The sequence below is a fragment of the Streptomyces sp. Ru62 genome (genome assembly GCF_002920615.1).
Lineage (GTDB): Bacteria > Actinomycetota > Actinomycetes > Streptomycetales > Streptomycetaceae > Streptomyces.
Genome location: NZ_PQSU01000015.1, coordinates 90,230 through 105,487, shown reverse-complemented (window position 1 = coordinate 105,487; position 15,258 = coordinate 90,230). Strand labels below are relative to the sequence as shown.

Here is a 15,258-nt window from a genome sequence, read left to right as displayed (position 1 = left end):
GAATTCGCGAATCAGGCTTCTTTCCGGCACAGGATTTCCCCGTGCAGGACGGCGAACCAGCCGTCCTCCCGCCGGCCCCAGTCCCGCCAGGCCTCCGACACGGCCCGCAACCGCTCCGCCGTCGCGTGACCTCCCCGTGTGGCGCGGTCGGCGTAGTCGGAGGCGAGGGTGCGGTCCGCCCACAGGCCGCTCCACCAGGCCCGCTCCTCGGGCGTGGCGAACGTCCAGGTGCTGGAGCCGGCCGTGACGTCCCGCAGGCCCGCGGCCCGCGCCCAGGCCGCCAGCCGGCGCCCGGCATCGGGTTCGCCGCCGTTGGCCCGGGCCACCCGCTCGTACAGGTCCAGCCAGTCGTCCAGGCCGGGCACCGCCGGATACCAGGTCATCGCCGCGTAGTCCGCGTCCCGTACGGCGATGAACCCGCCCGGCTTCGTCACCCGGCGCATCTCGCGCAGTGCCCGCACGGGGTCGCCGACGTGCTGGAGCACCTGGTGGGCGTGGACGACGCAGAAGGTGTCGTCCGGGTAGTCCAGGGCGTGGACGTCGGCCACCGCGAAGTCGACGTTCGTCAGACCGCGTCCGGCAGCGGTGGCCCGGGCCTGCTCCAGGACGCCTGGTGCCCGGTCGACGCCGGTGACCCGACCGTCGGGGACCAGTTCCGCCAGGTCGGCGGTGATGGTCCCGGGGCCGCAGCCGATGTCCAGGATCCTCATGTGGGGCTTCAGCACGCCGAGCAGGTAGGCCGCGGAGTTGGCGGCGGTCCGCCAGGTGTGCGAACGCAGCACGGACTCGTGGTGCCCGTGCGTGTAGACGGCGGTCTCCTGCGCTTTCGGCATGGCTGAACCCCTTCACCTCGTCGGCGGACCGGCCGGACCCGCCCGCCGGTACGGCTCAACCGTACGCGCATGTGCCGAATTATGAGACCGTGGTTTCAGTATGTGGACCAGGAGGTGGTCTCGACTGCCTCAACGGGTGGCCGGGAGAGGGCGGTAGACCGTCAGTGCCTCCGGGAGCTTCTCCAGGGTCATCTCGCCCGACACGGCCGTCACCTCGCCGTCGTACGCCAGCGGGGTGCCCGGGGCGATGCCGGTCAGCCGCAACCGGTTCACCTGGACCGCCGCGTGCCCGGGCGAGCGGGTCAGCGGACCGGCGACCGCCGCCGTGAGCAGCCGCAGCGCGGGCCTGCCGTTGCCGTGCACCACCCGCACGTCCAGCAGGCCGTCCGCCAGATCGGTGCGGCGGCCCGGGGTGAGGCCCATGCGGTGGTAGACGCCGTTGCCGACGAACAGCAGCCACAGGGGCCGGCGCTCGCCGCCCAGCTCCACCTCCAGCGGGTGCCGGCCGGCGCGCAGCACGCGGAGCGCGCCGAGCACCCCGGCCGGCCAGCCGCCGATCCGGTTCGACCAGCTGTCCCGAGCGCGCACCAGCTCCGGGTACACGCCCAGGCTCAGCGTGTTCAGGAAGAGTCCCCGCGTCTCCGGGGTGGTGAACCGGACCGCGTCCACCCGGACCGCCTCGCCGTACCGGACGGCCTGGGCCAGCTGGCGTTCGTCCTCGACGCCCAGGTCGTAGGCGAAGTGGTTGAGGGTGCCGCCCGGCAGTACCGCGAGCGGCAGCCCGTGCCGCAGCGCGACCACGGCGGCCGCGTTCACCGTGCCGTCGCCCCCGCACACCCCGAGCACCCGGGCCCGGGCCGCCGCCTTCTCCAGCTCGTCCCCGACCTCCTCCGGCGCGCACTCGACGATCTCCGCCCTCGGCAGCGCGTCGTGCAGCGCCCGCACCCGGTCCGCCGTCCCCGACGCCCGGTTCGCGACCACCACCAGGCCGTCGCCCTCGGGCAGCGCGGGGACCGCGGCGCGCGGCCGGGCGGGCCGCCGGATCTGCGAGCGGGTCGGCACCAGACGCCGTACGAGGAAGGCGGCGCCCGCGCCGAGTGCCGCCCCGGCCAGTACGTCGCTCGGGAAGTGCACCCCCGTGTACACACGTGACATCGCCACCGAGAACGCCACCGGTGCCACCGCCGCACCCCACGCCGGGGACTCCAGGGCGACACCGGTCGCGAAGGCGGCGGCGGACGCCGCGTGGCCGGACGGGAAGGACGTGGTGATCGGCTGCCGCTTGAGCTGCCGTACCAGCGGCACCGGGTCCAGCACCGGCCGGGCCCGGCGTACCGAGCGCTTGCCGAGCGTGTTGATCGTCAGCGAGGCCAGGCCGAGCGAGACCAGTCCGCGGGCCGCCGCCCGGCGCGCCCGGGGTGTGCGGCTCGCTGCCATCGCGGCGGCCGTCGCGAACCACAGCACCCCGTGGTTCGCGCTGCGGCTCAGGCGGGGCAGGACGCGTTCGGCGCCGGGCCAGTGCCAGGCGGCGGCGGCGTTGAACAGGCGGCCGTCGAGGTCGAGCAGCGTGCGCACCGGGGCGCGGGCGGCGGTCGCGGGGGCAGTCAGGTCCACGTCTGGGCTCATGGGATGCGGTTACCCGCAAGGGCCCGTTTCTTGTCCCGCGCGCCGGCAACCGGCCCGGTACGGGGGAGAACCGATGCGCCTGTCCGGCGTCCGCCGCCCGTGACCCGTGCCTCGCGCCATGCCCGGCGCGAGGAGAATGTCGGGCCGGGCCCCGCGTCGGCCCGTGCCTCTCGCCATGCCCGGGGCGAGGAGGACGTCGGGCCGTGGCCCCGCGTCGGCCCGTGCCTCTCGCCATGCCCGGGGCGAGGAGGACGTCGGGCCGTGGCCCCGCGTCGGCCCGTGCCTCTCGCCATGCCCGGGGCGAGGAGGACGTCGGGCCGTGGTCCCGCGTCGGACCGTACCTCGCGCCATGCCCGGCGCGAGGAGAATGTCGGGCCGTGGCCCCGCGTCGGCCCGTGCCTCTCCCCATGCCCGGCGCGAGGAGGACGTCGAGCCGTGGCCCCCCGCCTCGGCCCGTGCCTCCGGGCGGGCCCGCTCGCGCCGGCCCGCCGGGACCGCGGGCCAGGGCTGTTGGATAACGGTTTGCCCCGGGCGTGGGGTGGCTCGGAGAATGCCTGGCCATGGGACATCTGGAAGCCGCGCACCTGGAGTACTACCTCCCCGACGGGAGGGCGCTGCTCGGCGATGTGTCCTTCCGGGTGGGCGAAGGGGCCGCCGTCGCCCTGGTCGGCCCGAACGGCGCCGGCAAGACCACGTTGCTGCGGCTGATCTCCGGCGAGCTGAAACCGCACGGCGGCAGTGTGACCGTCAGCGGCGGCCTCGGCGTCATGCGCCAGTTCGTCGGCTCCGTACGGGACGAGACGACCGTGCGCGACCTCCTCGTCTCCGTCGCCCCGCCCCGCATCCGCGAGGCGGCGAAGGCGGTCGACGAGGCCGAGCACGCCATCATGACCGTCGACGACGAAGCGGCCCAGCTCCGGTACGCGCAGGCCCTCGCCGACTGGGCCGAGGTGCGCGGCTACGAGGCCGAGACCCTTTGGGACATGTGCACCACCGCGGCCCTCGGCGTGCCCTACGAGCGCGCCCAGTGGCGGCAGGTGCGCACCCTCTCCGGCGGTGAGCAGAAGCGCCTCGTGCTGGAGGCGCTGCTGCGCGGCACCGACGAGGTGCTGCTGCTGGACGAGCCGGACAACTACCTCGACGTGCCCGGCAAGCGGTGGCTGGAGGAACAGCTCAAGGAGACCCGGAAGACGGTCCTGTTCGTCTCCCACGACCGCGAACTCCTCGCCCGCGCCGCCGAGAAGATCGTCTCCGTCGAACCGGGCCCGGCCGGCGCCGACGCCTGGGTGCACGGCGGCGGCTTCGCCACCTACCACGAGGCCCGCCGCGAACGCTTCGCCCGCTTCGAGGAGCTGCGCCGCCGCTGGGACGAGAAGCACGCCCAGCTGAAGAAGCTCGTCCTGACACTCCGTCAGGCAGCCGCCGTCAGCCATGAGATGGCCTCCCGCTACCAGGCCGCCCAGACCCGCCTGCGCAAGTTCGAGGAGGCCGGCCCGCCGCCGGAGCCGCCCCGCGAGCAGGACATCACCATGCGGCTGAAGGGCGGCCGCACCGGCGTACGGGCCGTCACCTGCGCGGGACTCGAACTGACCGGGCTGATGAAGCCGTTCGACCTGGAGGTCTTCTACGGCGAACGGGTCGCCGTCCTCGGCTCCAACGGCTCCGGCAAGTCACACTTCCTCAGGCTCCTCGCCGGCGAGGACGTCGCCCACGCGGGGCAGTGGAAGCTGGGCGCCCGGGTCGTGCCCGGCCACTTCGCCCAGACCCACGCCCACCCCGAGCTCCAGGGCCGCACCCTCCTCGACATCCTCTGGAAGGAACACGCCCAGGACCGGGGCGCCGCCATGTCGCGGCTGCGCCGCTACGAGCTCACCCAGCAGGCCGAACAGAGCTTCGACCGGCTCTCCGGTGGACAGCAGGCCCGCTTCCAGATCCTGCTGCTGGAACTGGCCGGCGCCACCGCGCTGCTCCTGGACGAGCCCACCGACAACCTCGACCTGGAGTCGGCCGAGGCCCTCCAGGAGGGGCTGGAGGCGTTCCAGGGCACGGTCCTCGCGGTCACCCACGACCGCTGGTTCGCCCGCTCCTTCGACCGCTTCCTGGTCTTCGGCTCCGACGGCCGGGTCCGCGAGACACCGGAACCGGTCTGGGACGAACGGCGCGTGGAGCGGGCCCGGTAACCCGACCCGCCCACCCGCCGCCCGGCCGGCCCGCCGCGCCGGGGCCGTCACTTCCAGCGCAGCAGCGCGCCCATGCCGCCCGCCGCGATCTCGTCGCCGGTCTCCTCCAGTACCGGCGTCAGCGAGACGACCGGCGCGTCCGTCACCACGGCCGCCCGCACCAGCGCGTCATCGGCGCGGGCCGGCCAGGCGTGCTGCTCGCCGATGCTCCTCAGCTCCGTACGGCGGGCCGCGAGCTGGTCCGGGTCCTCGCCGATCCACACCTCGCGGCGCGTGTCCGGAGCGTCCGGGCGGATCAGCAGCTCGGCCAGCCGGTGCTCGCGCGCCGCCTCGATCAACTGGGGCACACCCTCGATCGCCGCGGCCCGCCGCTCCTCGTCGGGCGCCCGGGCCGCCCGGTACCGGTCCACCTCGGCCAGCAACCGCTCCCGGACGTGCCGGGCCCGGATGTCCTCCACCTCCCGCGGCAGCAGCCTGCTGCCGATGCCGTGCGCGGCCTCCACGGTCCGGTCCCGCAGCTGCTGGGGAAGCCGCTCGTGCACGGACCGGCACTCACGCTCCTCCCCGCACAGGATCAGCAGGTCGGCCCCGGTCTCGGCCTGGTAGGCCGCGAGGGCGTCCGCGACCTCCCGGGCGTTGTGCTCCCAGGTGTTCTCCACCTTCAGCTGGAAGTGCCGCTCGGACCAGTCGGAGGCCTTCGCCCGGTGCATCGGCCACTGCCGGCTGCCCATCACATGCCCCGCGTCCTCCTGGAGCACCGCGCTGCGCAGCTCGAAGTCGGCACCGGTGCGGTCGATGTACGCCACCAGCGACACCGGGTCCTCCCCGGCCAGGTCCAGCAGCGGCGTGACGTGCGGCAGGGTGCCCCAGCGCACCAGGCCCTGCGGCGGGGCCTGGGTCAGCGGCACCTGGAGCACGACCTCGCCGTTGCGGGCGAAGACGGCCCGCCCGTACGGCTCCGTGCTGTGCCGCAGCGCGTCCACGGTGTCGTACACCGTCCGGCAGGTGGCCTCGTCGGCGCCCTGCTCGCGCAGCTGCCGGGCCACCGCCTCCGCCGTCAGATGCCGCCGGTGCTCCATGTCCTCGTCGTGCTGTGACAGGTCGACGTACGCAGAGGCCCAGGACCCCGGATGTTCGTACAGTGGACTCAGGAACGCGAGCTCCATGGATTCCCCTCCCGGAAATCGCTCGGGGGCAGTGCGTGCCGGGCGGGTACCCGTAGCCCATGAACGAACACGACGAGCGGGGCACCACCATGACCGGAGTCGACCCCAGCCGGCTGGACGACCAGCAGCTCATGAAGGAGCTGGAGACGATCCACCGCACGCGCCACGACACTCTCCTGTACGGCTCGAACGACGCACTGCGGGCCCACAACGAGCGCATGGCGCAGCTGGAGGGCGAGTACCTGCGCCGCAACCCCCGCCGCCTGGTGAGCGCCGCCCGCACCCGGGAGGGTGCCCGTGAGCGCGGCTGCGGCGAGGCGGCGACTCCGGGCACGACCGGCACCTGACGCCGCCCACCGGGACACCCGCGGGACGGCACCCTCACCGGACAAGACCGGAAAGGCACCCACACGAAAGGGCCGGCCCCTGACGGGCCGGCCCCCTCACTCCGCGTCCGGTCAGCCGGCGGCGCCGGCGAACACGTGCAGGAACGCGTCGCAGAACGCCTTCAGGTCGTCCGGCTTGCGGCTGGTCACCAGCTGGTTGGAGCCGTGGTCGCAGATCTTCACCTGCTCGTCCACCCAGGTGCCGCCGGCGTTCTGGATGTCCGTGCGCAGACTCGGCCAGGAGGTCAGCACCCGGCCGCGTACGACGTCCGCCTCCACCAGCGTCCACGGCGCGTGGCATATCGCCGCGACCGGACGGCCCCGCTCGAAGAAGTCCTTCACGAACGCGACGGCCTTCTCGTCCATCCGCAGGAAGTCCGGGTTGGCCACCCCGCCCGGCAGGACGAGACCGCCGAACGACACGGACGACGCCTCACCCACCACCTCGTCCACGGGGAAGGTGTCCGCCTTGTCGAGGTGGTTGAACGCCTGGATCTTCCCGGACTGGGTCGACACCAGCACCGGCTCGTGCCCGGCACCGGAGGCCGCCTGCCACGGCTCGGTCAGCTCGACCTGCTCGACGCCCTCGGGTGCCACCAGAAACGCGATACGCATGATTGCTCAGCTTCCTTTCACTTTCCGCAGCGTGGCCCGGTGGGCCCGGGCCCGGCGCTTCCTCGCCCGGGCCGCCCGCCGGCAGCGCACCAGCTCCTCGCCGTACGGCAGCAGCACGCACGCGCCGATCGCGAGACCGATGCCCGCCAGGTAACCCGGCGACAGCGGGCGCCGGCGCGGCACCAGACGCCACGCGTCCGGGTCCCCGCGCCCCCCACGCAGGAGCGACCGCACCTGATCGGCGTGCAGGCACATCAGCGAGGCCAGCCCGCCGAACGGCAGCGACTCCAGAAAACTGTGGATGTGCTGCTCGACGGGCTTGACCTCACGGTCGCTGTGGACGGCGGTCCGCACATCCCACAGCGCCGTCGCCTCGTGCACCGCCGCCGCGCCGAGCTGCACGGACAGCAGCAGCGGATTGACCTCGTAGCGCAGGGTGAGCGCGATGGGCAGGCCCACCTCGGCCATCATCAACGAATGGATCAGGGACTCCCTCGTCCCCGCCGTGTCCTCGATCCGGGTCCGCCGGTGCATCGCCCAGTCGGCGAGCCCCGGCACGAACCAGCCGGGCAGCAGCCCGTACAGCAGAAACCGCGTGGTGGCGTCCCCCACGTCGACCGTGGCACCGCGCGCGATGTCGGCCGCCTGGTCCTGGCTCATGCGCCGCCCACCACGGCCTCGGCCAGCTGCTGCATGTTCTCGTACCGGCCGCCGTGCGGCAGCGCGGCCACCGCGTCGATCAGCCCGCCGGGCGCGTTGCTCCGGCGCAGCGCCCGCGCCAGCTCGCCCGGCTTCGCGGGGAAGGCGTGCCGGCTCAGGTGCCGGGCCAGCTCCAGCCGGGTCCGCTCCAGCGATGCCGGAGACCCCAGACCGCCCACCGGTCCGCTCCACACCTCCGGATCGTCGTCCGCGGCCGGCTCCGGGTCGTGCCACTCCTCCACGCGCGTGGGATGGCCGGACCGGAGCAGACCCTTCAGTTCGTGCTTCATCTCGTCGTCCCGGTGGACGCTCAGCCGGTCACTGCCTCGCTGCATGTCTCCCTCCAGAGGGTCGAAGGTCCGCACCGCGTACCCGGTACCGCACGTCCGACACGGGGTCGGCACCGCCCGGCCACCGCTCGGCCTAGTGCTTCTGCCGGCCCGGCAGGAACTCCTGCACCTTCGCCTTCAGCCCCTGCTTGACCATCGAGCCCCGGTCGGCGTCGCCCTTGAGGATCGACGCGGCCGTGGCCTCCATCTGCTCCCAGCTGGCGTGCGGCGGGATCGGCGGCACGGCGGGGTCGGTGAGGAACTCGATCACCGCCGGCCCGTCGGCGTCCAGGGCGGCCCGCCAGCCCGCCTCCACGTCCTCCGGCTTCTCCACCCGGATCCCGGTCAGACCGAGCGACCGGGCGAACGCCGCGTACTGCACGTCCGGGATCGACTGCGACGGCAGGAACGACGGGGCGCCCTCCATCGCCCGCATCTCCCAGGTCACCTGGTTCAGGTCCTGGTTGTTCCACACGGCCACCACGAGCCGCGGATCCGACCAGCGGTCCCGGTACTTCGCCGCCGTGATCATCTCCGCCAGGCCGTTCATCTGCATGGCCCCGTCCCCGACCAGCGCGAACACCGGCCGGTCCGGGTGCGCGAACTTCGCCCCGATCGCGTACGGCACCCCCGGGCCCATCGTCGCCAGCGTCCCGGACAGCGAACCGCGCATGCCCGGCCGCATCGTGATGTGCCGCGCGTACCAGTTGGCCACCGACCCCGAGTCCGAGGTGAGGATCGCGTTGTCCGGCAGCAGCGGGTCCAGCGCGCGGGCCACGTGCTCCGGGTTGATCGGATCGGCCGACAGCCCGGCCCGCCGCTCCATCGTCTCGTGCCAGCGCTTCACGTTCGCGCACACCGTGTCGTACCACTCGCGCCCGCGGCCCTCCGCCTTCAGCAGCGGGATCAGCCGCCGCAGCGTGGCCCGGGCGTCACCGACCAGGTTCACCTCGTACGGATAGCGCATGCCGATCATGTGCGGGTCGATGTCGATCTGCACCCCGCGCGCCTTGCCGAAGTCCGGCATGAACTGCGTGTACGGGAAGGACGAGCCGATCGTCAGCAGCGTGTCGCAGTCCCGCATCATCTCGTACGACGGCCGGCTGCCCAGCAGCCCGATCGGCCCGGTGACGTACGGCAGCTCGTCGCTCAGCACGTCCTTGCCGAGCAGCGCCTTCGCCACCCCCGCGCCGAGCATCTCGGCGACCTCCCGGACCTCCGCGACCGCGCCCGAGGCACCCTGCCCGATCAGGATGGCCACCTTGTCGCCCGCGTTGAGCACGTCAGCGGCCCGGCGCAGCGCCTCGTCCGTCGGGGTCGCCGTGCACTCGCTCATCCCCAGGCTGGAGGGCACCATCTTGAACTCGTGCGTCGGTGGCGAGTAGTCCAGCTCCTGCACATCACCCGGGATGATCAGCGCGGTCGGGCAGCGCCGGGCGTACGCCGTCCGGATCGCCCGGTCCAGCACGTTCGGCAGCTGCTCCGGCACGGTCACCGTCTCGACGAACTCCGAGGCGACGTCCTTGTACAGCGTGTGCAGGTCGACCTCCTGCTGGTACGAACCGCCCATCGCCGTCCGGTTGGTCTGCCCGACGATCGCCAGCACCGGCACATGGTCCAGCTTCGCGTCGTACAGACCGTTGAGCAGATGGATGGCCCCCGGCCCCGACGTCGCCGCGCAGACCCCGATCCGGCCGCTGAACTTCGCGTACCCGACCGCCTCGAACGCGGACATCTCCTCGTGCCGGGACTGGATGAACCGCGGCTGGTCCTCGGCGCGGCCCCAGGCGGCGAGCAGCCCGTTGATGCCGTCACCCGGGTAGCCGAAAACCTGTTCCACCCCCCAAGCGCGCAGGCGCTCAAGGATGTGGTCCGAGACCTTGGTGCTCATGGAGAGACCTCCCGGTGCAGTGCGAAGCGGACGATCCGGTCAGCGGTTACCGAGTCACCTGCGCGGGGGACGGAAAACCTCCGCGGGCGGGTACGGGGGCGGGTTCCGGGGCCCTTCAGCGTGCCGACGGCCGGTCTGTCACCCGGCCGGCCCCGCGTGTCCCGCGAATGGGCTCCGGCCGCGCGCGGTACGGCGGCACGCGGGCTGTCATGGCAGCGAGGGCACGGCCCCGTGCCCCCGTCACGCGGGCACCGCAGGGTGTCGCCGACGCCCCGTACGACGGTCACACCGCGCGCGACCGGCGTGACCGGTACGCCGGTGAACGCCGCACCGCGTACCGACGTCCGGCCGTCCCGCCGCTGCCCGTTGTCTGCCCGTTGTCCGCCGCCCGCCGAGGAGCCCCTTCCATGCGCCGCACCGCACGCGCCCTGTCCACCGCCCTCGCCGCCGGCGCCGTGCTCGCCCTGGCCGGCCCCGCCGCCGTCGCGGACCCCGTCTTCGGCACCCGTACCGTGTCCGCGCTCTGCGACCCCGTCGGCGGGCCGACGCCGGTCGCCCCGGGCGCCGTCCCAGGCGCCGTCCGCACCACTGCCCTGGACCACACCGGGAGCGCTTCTCCGGCCGTCGGCCCCGCCGCGGCCCGGACCGCCGACGGCCCCTGTCCGTCCCGCTCCGCGGCCCCGGGCAAGCCGTCCACCGGTGGTTCCCCCCTCACCCGGAGCGGCGAGGCCCCCACCGCGCCGACCACGGCCTGCGTGGACGGCACGCCGTGCGGTCAGGACAGCCCCCAGAACGCCGGGCGGGAGGGCCGCGCGGCGGCCGTGCCCGGACTGGACGGCCTCGGAGACCCGGACGCCGGGGACGGGGCGGGCGACGGGTGGGACGGTGTTGGCCCGGACGGTGTGGGCGCGGACGGTGCCGGCCCGGACGGTGCCGGCCGGGTGGGCGCGGGCGAGGTGGGGCCCGGACAGGTGACCGGACCGGACGACGGCGGCCAGGACGGGTATGGGACGGGAGCCGGGCGGGACTCCGCCGGGCGGGACGGCACGGGCAAGGACGCCGCCGGGACGGGCAAGGACTCCAGCGGCTCGGGCAAGGACCCCGCCGGGCAGGACGGTTCCGGGCGGGAGTGCGCGGGGGCGGGAGCCGGTGCGGGGGCGGGCTCCTGCGGCCATGACGAGCACTGGTGCGCGGAGGCCCGGGAAGGGGGCTGCTCGGACGGCCGTACCTGTCGCGAGTCCCAGGGCTCCGACACCTGCGCGCCCGCCGGCGTCCAGCACGGCGTGGACGCGGGACAGGGCGGCACCTTCGACGACTCGGTCCCCGCACTGGCCGCCGGCGCCGCCCTCATCGCCGCCGCGTGCGCGGGCGCCGTCTACCGGCTGTCCGGCCACCGGCGGTTCCGGGAGGGCGAACCCGCGGGGATGTGATCCGGGCAACTTCCGGCGCCGCCCATGGAGCGCCGTCCGGCGGGTACACACCTCCCGAGGACACCGCCGGGGGACCTCACCACAACCGCCCGCCGCACAGCCGGCCCGGGACACCACACGACACGGCACGACACGGACGACGAGACGGACACCCGCCCGGACAGGACGGAGACCCACACGGCACACGCGCACGCACAGCAGCCCACGAGGACAGCACGGCCTGCAACGGGCGGCACGACGGACAGACGGCCCGCAACGGGCGGCACGACGGCACCACGGACTGCGCGGAGGCGACATGCGGCGGACGGACCCCGGAGAAGGCCACGGCCCCGTCCGCTACGGCCCGCCGCTCCCCGGCGACGGCCTGCCCGTGCTCCCCGAACTGTCCGCCGTGCTCTCCGCCGCCGCGAGCCGCGCCGACGCCCATCCCGTCGGCGGCGCCCCCGCCCTGCTGGAGGCGGCGTGCGGCTACTGGACCCGGCGCGGCCTGCCCTGCGTCCCCGACCAGGTGGCCGCCGGACCCGGCGCCCCCGCCCTGCTGCTCGCCCTCACCGCCGCGCTCGCCGGCGACGGTTCGGACGTCCTCGTACCCCGGCCCTGCCCCGCCTGGTGGGCCCCGTACGCCCGCATCCTCGGCCGGCCCGCCTTCCATGTGCCGACCCCGGCCGAGGGCGGCGGGGTCCCCGACCCGTACGCCCTGCTGGAGACCGTCCGCCGGGTCCGCGCCGAGGGCGGTGACCCCCGGCTGCTGGTGCTGTCCGTCGCCGACGACCCCACCGCCACCGTCACCCCGCCCGAACTGCTGCACGAGACCGTCGAGGCCGCCACCGCGGAGGGCCTGCACCTGGTCAGCGACGAGACCTGGCGGGACACCCTGCACGCCCCGCACGACACCGTCCTGCTCAGCCCCGCCGAGATGTGGCCCGACCAGGTCACCGTCGTCACCGACCTGGCCGGCGCCCTGCTGCCCCCCGGCTGGCCCGCCGCCGTCGCCCGCTTCCCGGCCACCGACCGCGGACGGCACCTCCACGCGCGCGTGCTCGACATCCTCACCGCCCTCGGCGCCCGCCTCCCCGCACCGGTCGCGGCGGCCGCCGGCTACGCCCTGGACGAACCCCCGCCCGTCATCGAACGCCGCGAGGCCACCGTACGGCTGCACGCGCGCGTGGCCGCCGCCGCGCACGCCGCCGTGGTCGCCGCCGGCGCGCTCGCCCGGCCCCCGCAGGCCGGCCGGCACCTGTACGTCGACCTCGGCCCGCTGCGTGAACCGCTCGCCGCCCAGGGCGTCGGCGACGCCCAGGAACTGGAGGACCTCCTCACCGCACGGCTCGGCATGCCCGCGCCCGGCGGCCACCGCTTCGGCGACGACCTCGGAGCGCTGCGCGTCCGGCTCGCCACCGGACCCCTGCTGGGCGTCACGGACGAGGAACGCACGGAATGCCTCACGTCCCCCGAACCGTTGGAACTGCCACACGTGCAACGCGCGTTGATCTCCTTGAGGTCGGCTTTCGACGATCTCCGCGACGACGCTCAGCGATGGGAGCCTCCTCGATGACGCAGCAGACGCAGCAGACGCATGACCCCGGCCCGGCCACGACGACGACCATGGCAGCCGGCGAACCCGGCACGCCACCCCGCCCCGCGCCCCCTTTCCCGCCCCTGGCCGAGCCCCGCCCGCTGGGCGAACACCGGGTCTGGCCCCGCACGTTCCACGACCGGCTCACCGCCCCGCTGCCCGGTCTGAAGGCCATGGCCCGCTTCGCGCGCGAAGGCGCCGTGCGCCCCGGACCCGAAGGCCTGGCCGACATCCCGCGTCTGCCCTACGCACCGGCCCCGCTGCCCCGCGTCGACACCCGCACCCTCGCCGTCACCTGGGCGGGACACGCCAGCTGGATCGTCCGCATCGGCGGCCTGACCGTCCTCACCGACCCCGTCTGGTCCCGCCGCATACTCGGCACCCCGGCCCGCATCACCCCCGTGGGCGTGCCCTGGGAGAGCCTGCCCCGCGTCGACGCCGTCGTCATCAGCCACAACCACTACGACCACCTGGACGCGCCCACCCTGCGCCGACTCCCGCGCGACACCCCGGTCTTCGCGCCCGCCGGCCTCGGCCGCTGGTTCCGCCGCCGCCGGTTCACCCGCGTCACCGAACTCGACTGGTGGGAGGGCGCCGAACTCTCCGGCGTCCGCTTCGACTTCGTCCCCGCCCACCACTGGTCCAAGCGCACCCTCACCGACACCTGCCACAGCCTGTGGGGCGGCTGGGTCCTGACCGACTCCGACGGACAGCGCCTCTACTTCGCCGGCGACACCGGTTACGGCCACTGGTTCTCCCGCATCGGCCGCCGCTACCCCGGCATCGACCTCGCCTTGATGCCCATCGGCGCCTACGACCCCCGCTGGTGGCTCAGCGACGTCCACTGCGACCCCGAGGAAGCGGTCCAGGCCACCCTCGACCTCGGCGCCCGCCGCATGGCCCCCATGCACTGGGCCACGTTCGTCCTCTCCGCGGAACCGGTCCTGGAGCCCCTCACCAGAGTGCGGACGGCCTGGGAGAAGGCGGGGCTTCAGCGCGAGGACCTGTGGGACCTGCCGGTCGGCGCCTCAGGAGTGCTGGACTGACGCCGCGTCCCGGCGCGCCCTCACCCGGCAGCCCGGACCCGCCGCCACAGGCCGGGCGCCGCGCTGATCAGGACCGTCAGGACCACCGCCACGACGACCCCCTCCCACGGCTCGGCGAACAGGGAACCCCCCAGTATCCCGATCACCTGGTACGTGGCCGCCCAGGCGAGACAGGCGGGCAGATTGCCCCGCGCGAACCGCCTCAGCGGCCACTCCGCCATCAGACAGGCCAGCATCACCGGTATCCGCCCGGCGGGCACGAGCCGGGACAGCACCAGCACCGCCACCCCGTGCTCGGCCAGCTTCTGGCGCGCCTGCGCGAGCCGTTCCTCCGGCGCCCGCGACCGTATCGCCTCCAGCCACCGCGACCCGTTCTTCGACCGCATCCCGCGCCGCCCCAGCCAGTACAGCGCCGCGTCCCCCAGGAACGCGGCCAGCGACGCCGTCCCGAACACCAACGCCAGCGACAGCGGCGCCGTCTGATGGAACGCCACCACCGCCGCGGAACTCACCAGCGCGCCCGTCGGTACGACCGGCACCAGCGCTCCGATCAGCACGAGCAGGAACAGCGAGGGATAGCCCATCACTTGCTGCGTCGACCCGGGCGTCACCGCCCGCGACGCGTCGGCGAGCCAGGTCACCGCGCGACCTCCAGCCGCACGCTCTCCCCGTGCCCCAGCTTGTGCACCGCCACCCCCGGCGCGGCCACCGCCGCCAGCCGCACGAACTCGTCGCCCGGCGCGTGGAACTCGTGCGGGCGCACCGCGTCCATGCCGATCGGCCAGTACGTGCCGTAGTGCACCGGCACCGCGATCCGCGGCGCCAGCCGGGCCAGCGCGCGTGCCGCGCGGCCCGCGTCCAGATGGCCCTCCCCGAGATACGGCCCCCAGCCGCCCACCGGCAGCAGCGCCACGTCCACCGGCCCCACCCGCTCGGCCATGTCGTCGAACAGCCCGGTGTCCCCGGCGAAGTACGTGCGCGCCTCGCCCTCGATGACGTAGCCCAGCGCGGGCGAGCGGTGCGGGCCCACCGGCAGCCGCCGCCCGTCGTGCAGGGCCGGAACCACACGCACCAGCAGCTCGCCGATCCGCACCTCGTCCCCGGGAACCACCTCGGTGATCCGTAGCCGTCGCAGCCGGCGCAGACCGGGTACCGCCCGTGGTGCGCCCCGGGGCACGAGCAGGCGCGTGCCCGGGTCGAGGCCGGCGAGCGACGGCAGGTGCAGATGGTCGGCGTGCAGGTGGGAGACCAGCGCCACGTCCGCGCGGCGCGCCTCGGGGGGCGGCACGTCACCCCGGCGGCGTCGCAGGTGCGCCAGCCGGCGGGCGAACAGGGGGTCGGTCAGCAGGCGTACGTTCGCATCCTCCAGCGCACAGGTGGCGTGACCCCACCACGTGATCTCCACCGGCACCTTCTTCGCCTCCTTCACGCGACTCCCCGAAGCCTACGGGCAGGAGTAGGGTCGGCGGCGAAACCCGGAG

The 15,258-nt window shown here is 74.4% G+C and carries 14 protein-coding genes; 5 read left to right on the top strand and 9 right to left on the bottom strand.

Annotated features, from left to right (window positions below):
• Positions 1-11: 11 nt before the first annotated feature.
• Both C3492_RS21500 and C3492_RS21495 read right to left on the bottom strand, forming a co-directional pair.
• The gene (locus C3492_RS21500; protein ID WP_103813385.1) at positions 12-833 is read right to left on the bottom strand and encodes a class I SAM-dependent methyltransferase; all 822 of its coding nucleotides are present in this window, start codon (positions 831-833) and stop codon (positions 12-14) included.
• Between the two features lie 129 nt (positions 834-962).
• Positions 963-2,459: a bifunctional phosphatase PAP2/diacylglycerol kinase family protein gene (locus C3492_RS21495; RefSeq protein WP_181140480.1), complete on the bottom strand. Its 1,497-nt coding sequence runs from the start codon at positions 2,457-2,459 to the stop codon at positions 963-965.
• Positions 2,460-3,019: 560 nt separating this feature from the next.
• Here C3492_RS21495 and C3492_RS21490 point away from each other — a divergent pair.
• Positions 3,020-4,639 (top strand): ABC-F family ATP-binding cassette domain-containing protein, encoded by a 1,620-nt coding sequence (locus C3492_RS21490; RefSeq protein ID WP_103813383.1) that lies wholly within the window; start codon positions 3,020-3,022, stop codon positions 4,637-4,639.
• A gap of 47 nt (positions 4,640-4,686) precedes the next feature.
• Here C3492_RS21490 and C3492_RS21485 read toward each other — a convergent pair whose 3' ends face one another.
• The gene (locus tag C3492_RS21485; protein ID WP_103813382.1) at positions 4,687-5,805 is read right to left on the bottom strand and encodes a Vms1/Ankzf1 family peptidyl-tRNA hydrolase; all 1,119 of its coding nucleotides are present in this window, start codon (positions 5,803-5,805) and stop codon (positions 4,687-4,689) included.
• 59 nt (positions 5,806-5,864) lie between these two features.
• Between C3492_RS21485 and C3492_RS21480 the strand changes: the two genes are divergently transcribed.
• Positions 5,865-6,152, top strand: a complete 288-nt coding sequence (locus C3492_RS21480; RefSeq protein WP_103813381.1) for a DUF6158 family protein — start codon at positions 5,865-5,867, stop codon at positions 6,150-6,152.
• 111 nt (positions 6,153-6,263) lie between these two features.
• Here the strand turns inward: C3492_RS21480 and C3492_RS21475 are convergent, their stop codons facing one another.
• The 4 genes from C3492_RS21475 to C3492_RS21460 form a co-directional block, all read right to left on the bottom strand.
• Positions 6,264-6,806: a type 1 glutamine amidotransferase domain-containing protein gene (locus tag C3492_RS21475; protein ID WP_103813380.1), complete on the bottom strand. Its 543-nt coding sequence runs from the start codon at positions 6,804-6,806 to the stop codon at positions 6,264-6,266.
• Positions 6,807-6,812: 6 nt separating this feature from the next.
• Positions 6,813-7,466, bottom strand: coding sequence for a diguanylate cyclase (locus C3492_RS21470; protein ID WP_103813379.1), 654 nt, complete (start codon positions 7,464-7,466; stop codon positions 6,813-6,815).
• Entirely contained in the window at positions 7,463-7,840 is a 378-nt protein-coding gene (locus C3492_RS21465; RefSeq protein ID WP_103813378.1) for a DUF2795 domain-containing protein, read from the bottom strand. The genes C3492_RS21470 and C3492_RS21465 overlap by 4 nt, the downstream gene beginning before the upstream one ends.
• Positions 7,841-7,928: 88 nt before the next feature.
• Positions 7,929-9,725 (bottom strand): thiamine pyrophosphate-requiring protein, encoded by a 1,797-nt coding sequence (locus C3492_RS21460; RefSeq protein ID WP_103813377.1) that lies wholly within the window; start codon positions 9,723-9,725, stop codon positions 7,929-7,931.
• Between the two features lie 407 nt (positions 9,726-10,132).
• Between C3492_RS21460 and C3492_RS46665 the strand changes: the two genes are divergently transcribed.
• From C3492_RS46665 to C3492_RS21445, 3 genes are all read left to right on the top strand, one after another.
• Positions 10,133-11,155, top strand: a complete 1,023-nt coding sequence (locus C3492_RS46665) for a hypothetical protein (protein WP_103813376.1) — start codon at positions 10,133-10,135, stop codon at positions 11,153-11,155.
• A 295-nt stretch (positions 11,156-11,450) separates the two neighbouring features.
• On the top strand, positions 11,451-12,710 hold the full coding sequence (locus tag C3492_RS21450; RefSeq protein WP_103813375.1) for an aminotransferase class I/II-fold pyridoxal phosphate-dependent enzyme: 1,260 nt from the start codon (positions 11,451-11,453) through the stop codon (positions 12,708-12,710).
• The gene (locus C3492_RS21445) at positions 12,707-13,777 is read left to right on the top strand and encodes an MBL fold metallo-hydrolase (RefSeq protein WP_103813374.1); all 1,071 of its coding nucleotides are present in this window, start codon (positions 12,707-12,709) and stop codon (positions 13,775-13,777) included. Before C3492_RS21450 ends, C3492_RS21445 begins: the two co-directional genes overlap by 4 nt.
• Before the next feature lie 20 nt (positions 13,778-13,797).
• Here C3492_RS21445 and C3492_RS21440 read toward each other — a convergent pair whose 3' ends face one another.
• A complete protein-coding gene (locus tag C3492_RS21440) occupies positions 13,798-14,361 on the bottom strand; it encodes a DedA family protein (RefSeq protein WP_258055819.1) in 564 nt (187 codons plus the stop codon).
• A gap of 53 nt (positions 14,362-14,414) precedes the next feature.
• Positions 14,415-15,188 (bottom strand): MBL fold metallo-hydrolase, encoded by a 774-nt coding sequence (locus tag C3492_RS21435; RefSeq protein WP_103813497.1) that lies wholly within the window; start codon positions 15,186-15,188, stop codon positions 14,415-14,417.
• Positions 15,189-15,258: the final 70 nt, after the last annotated feature.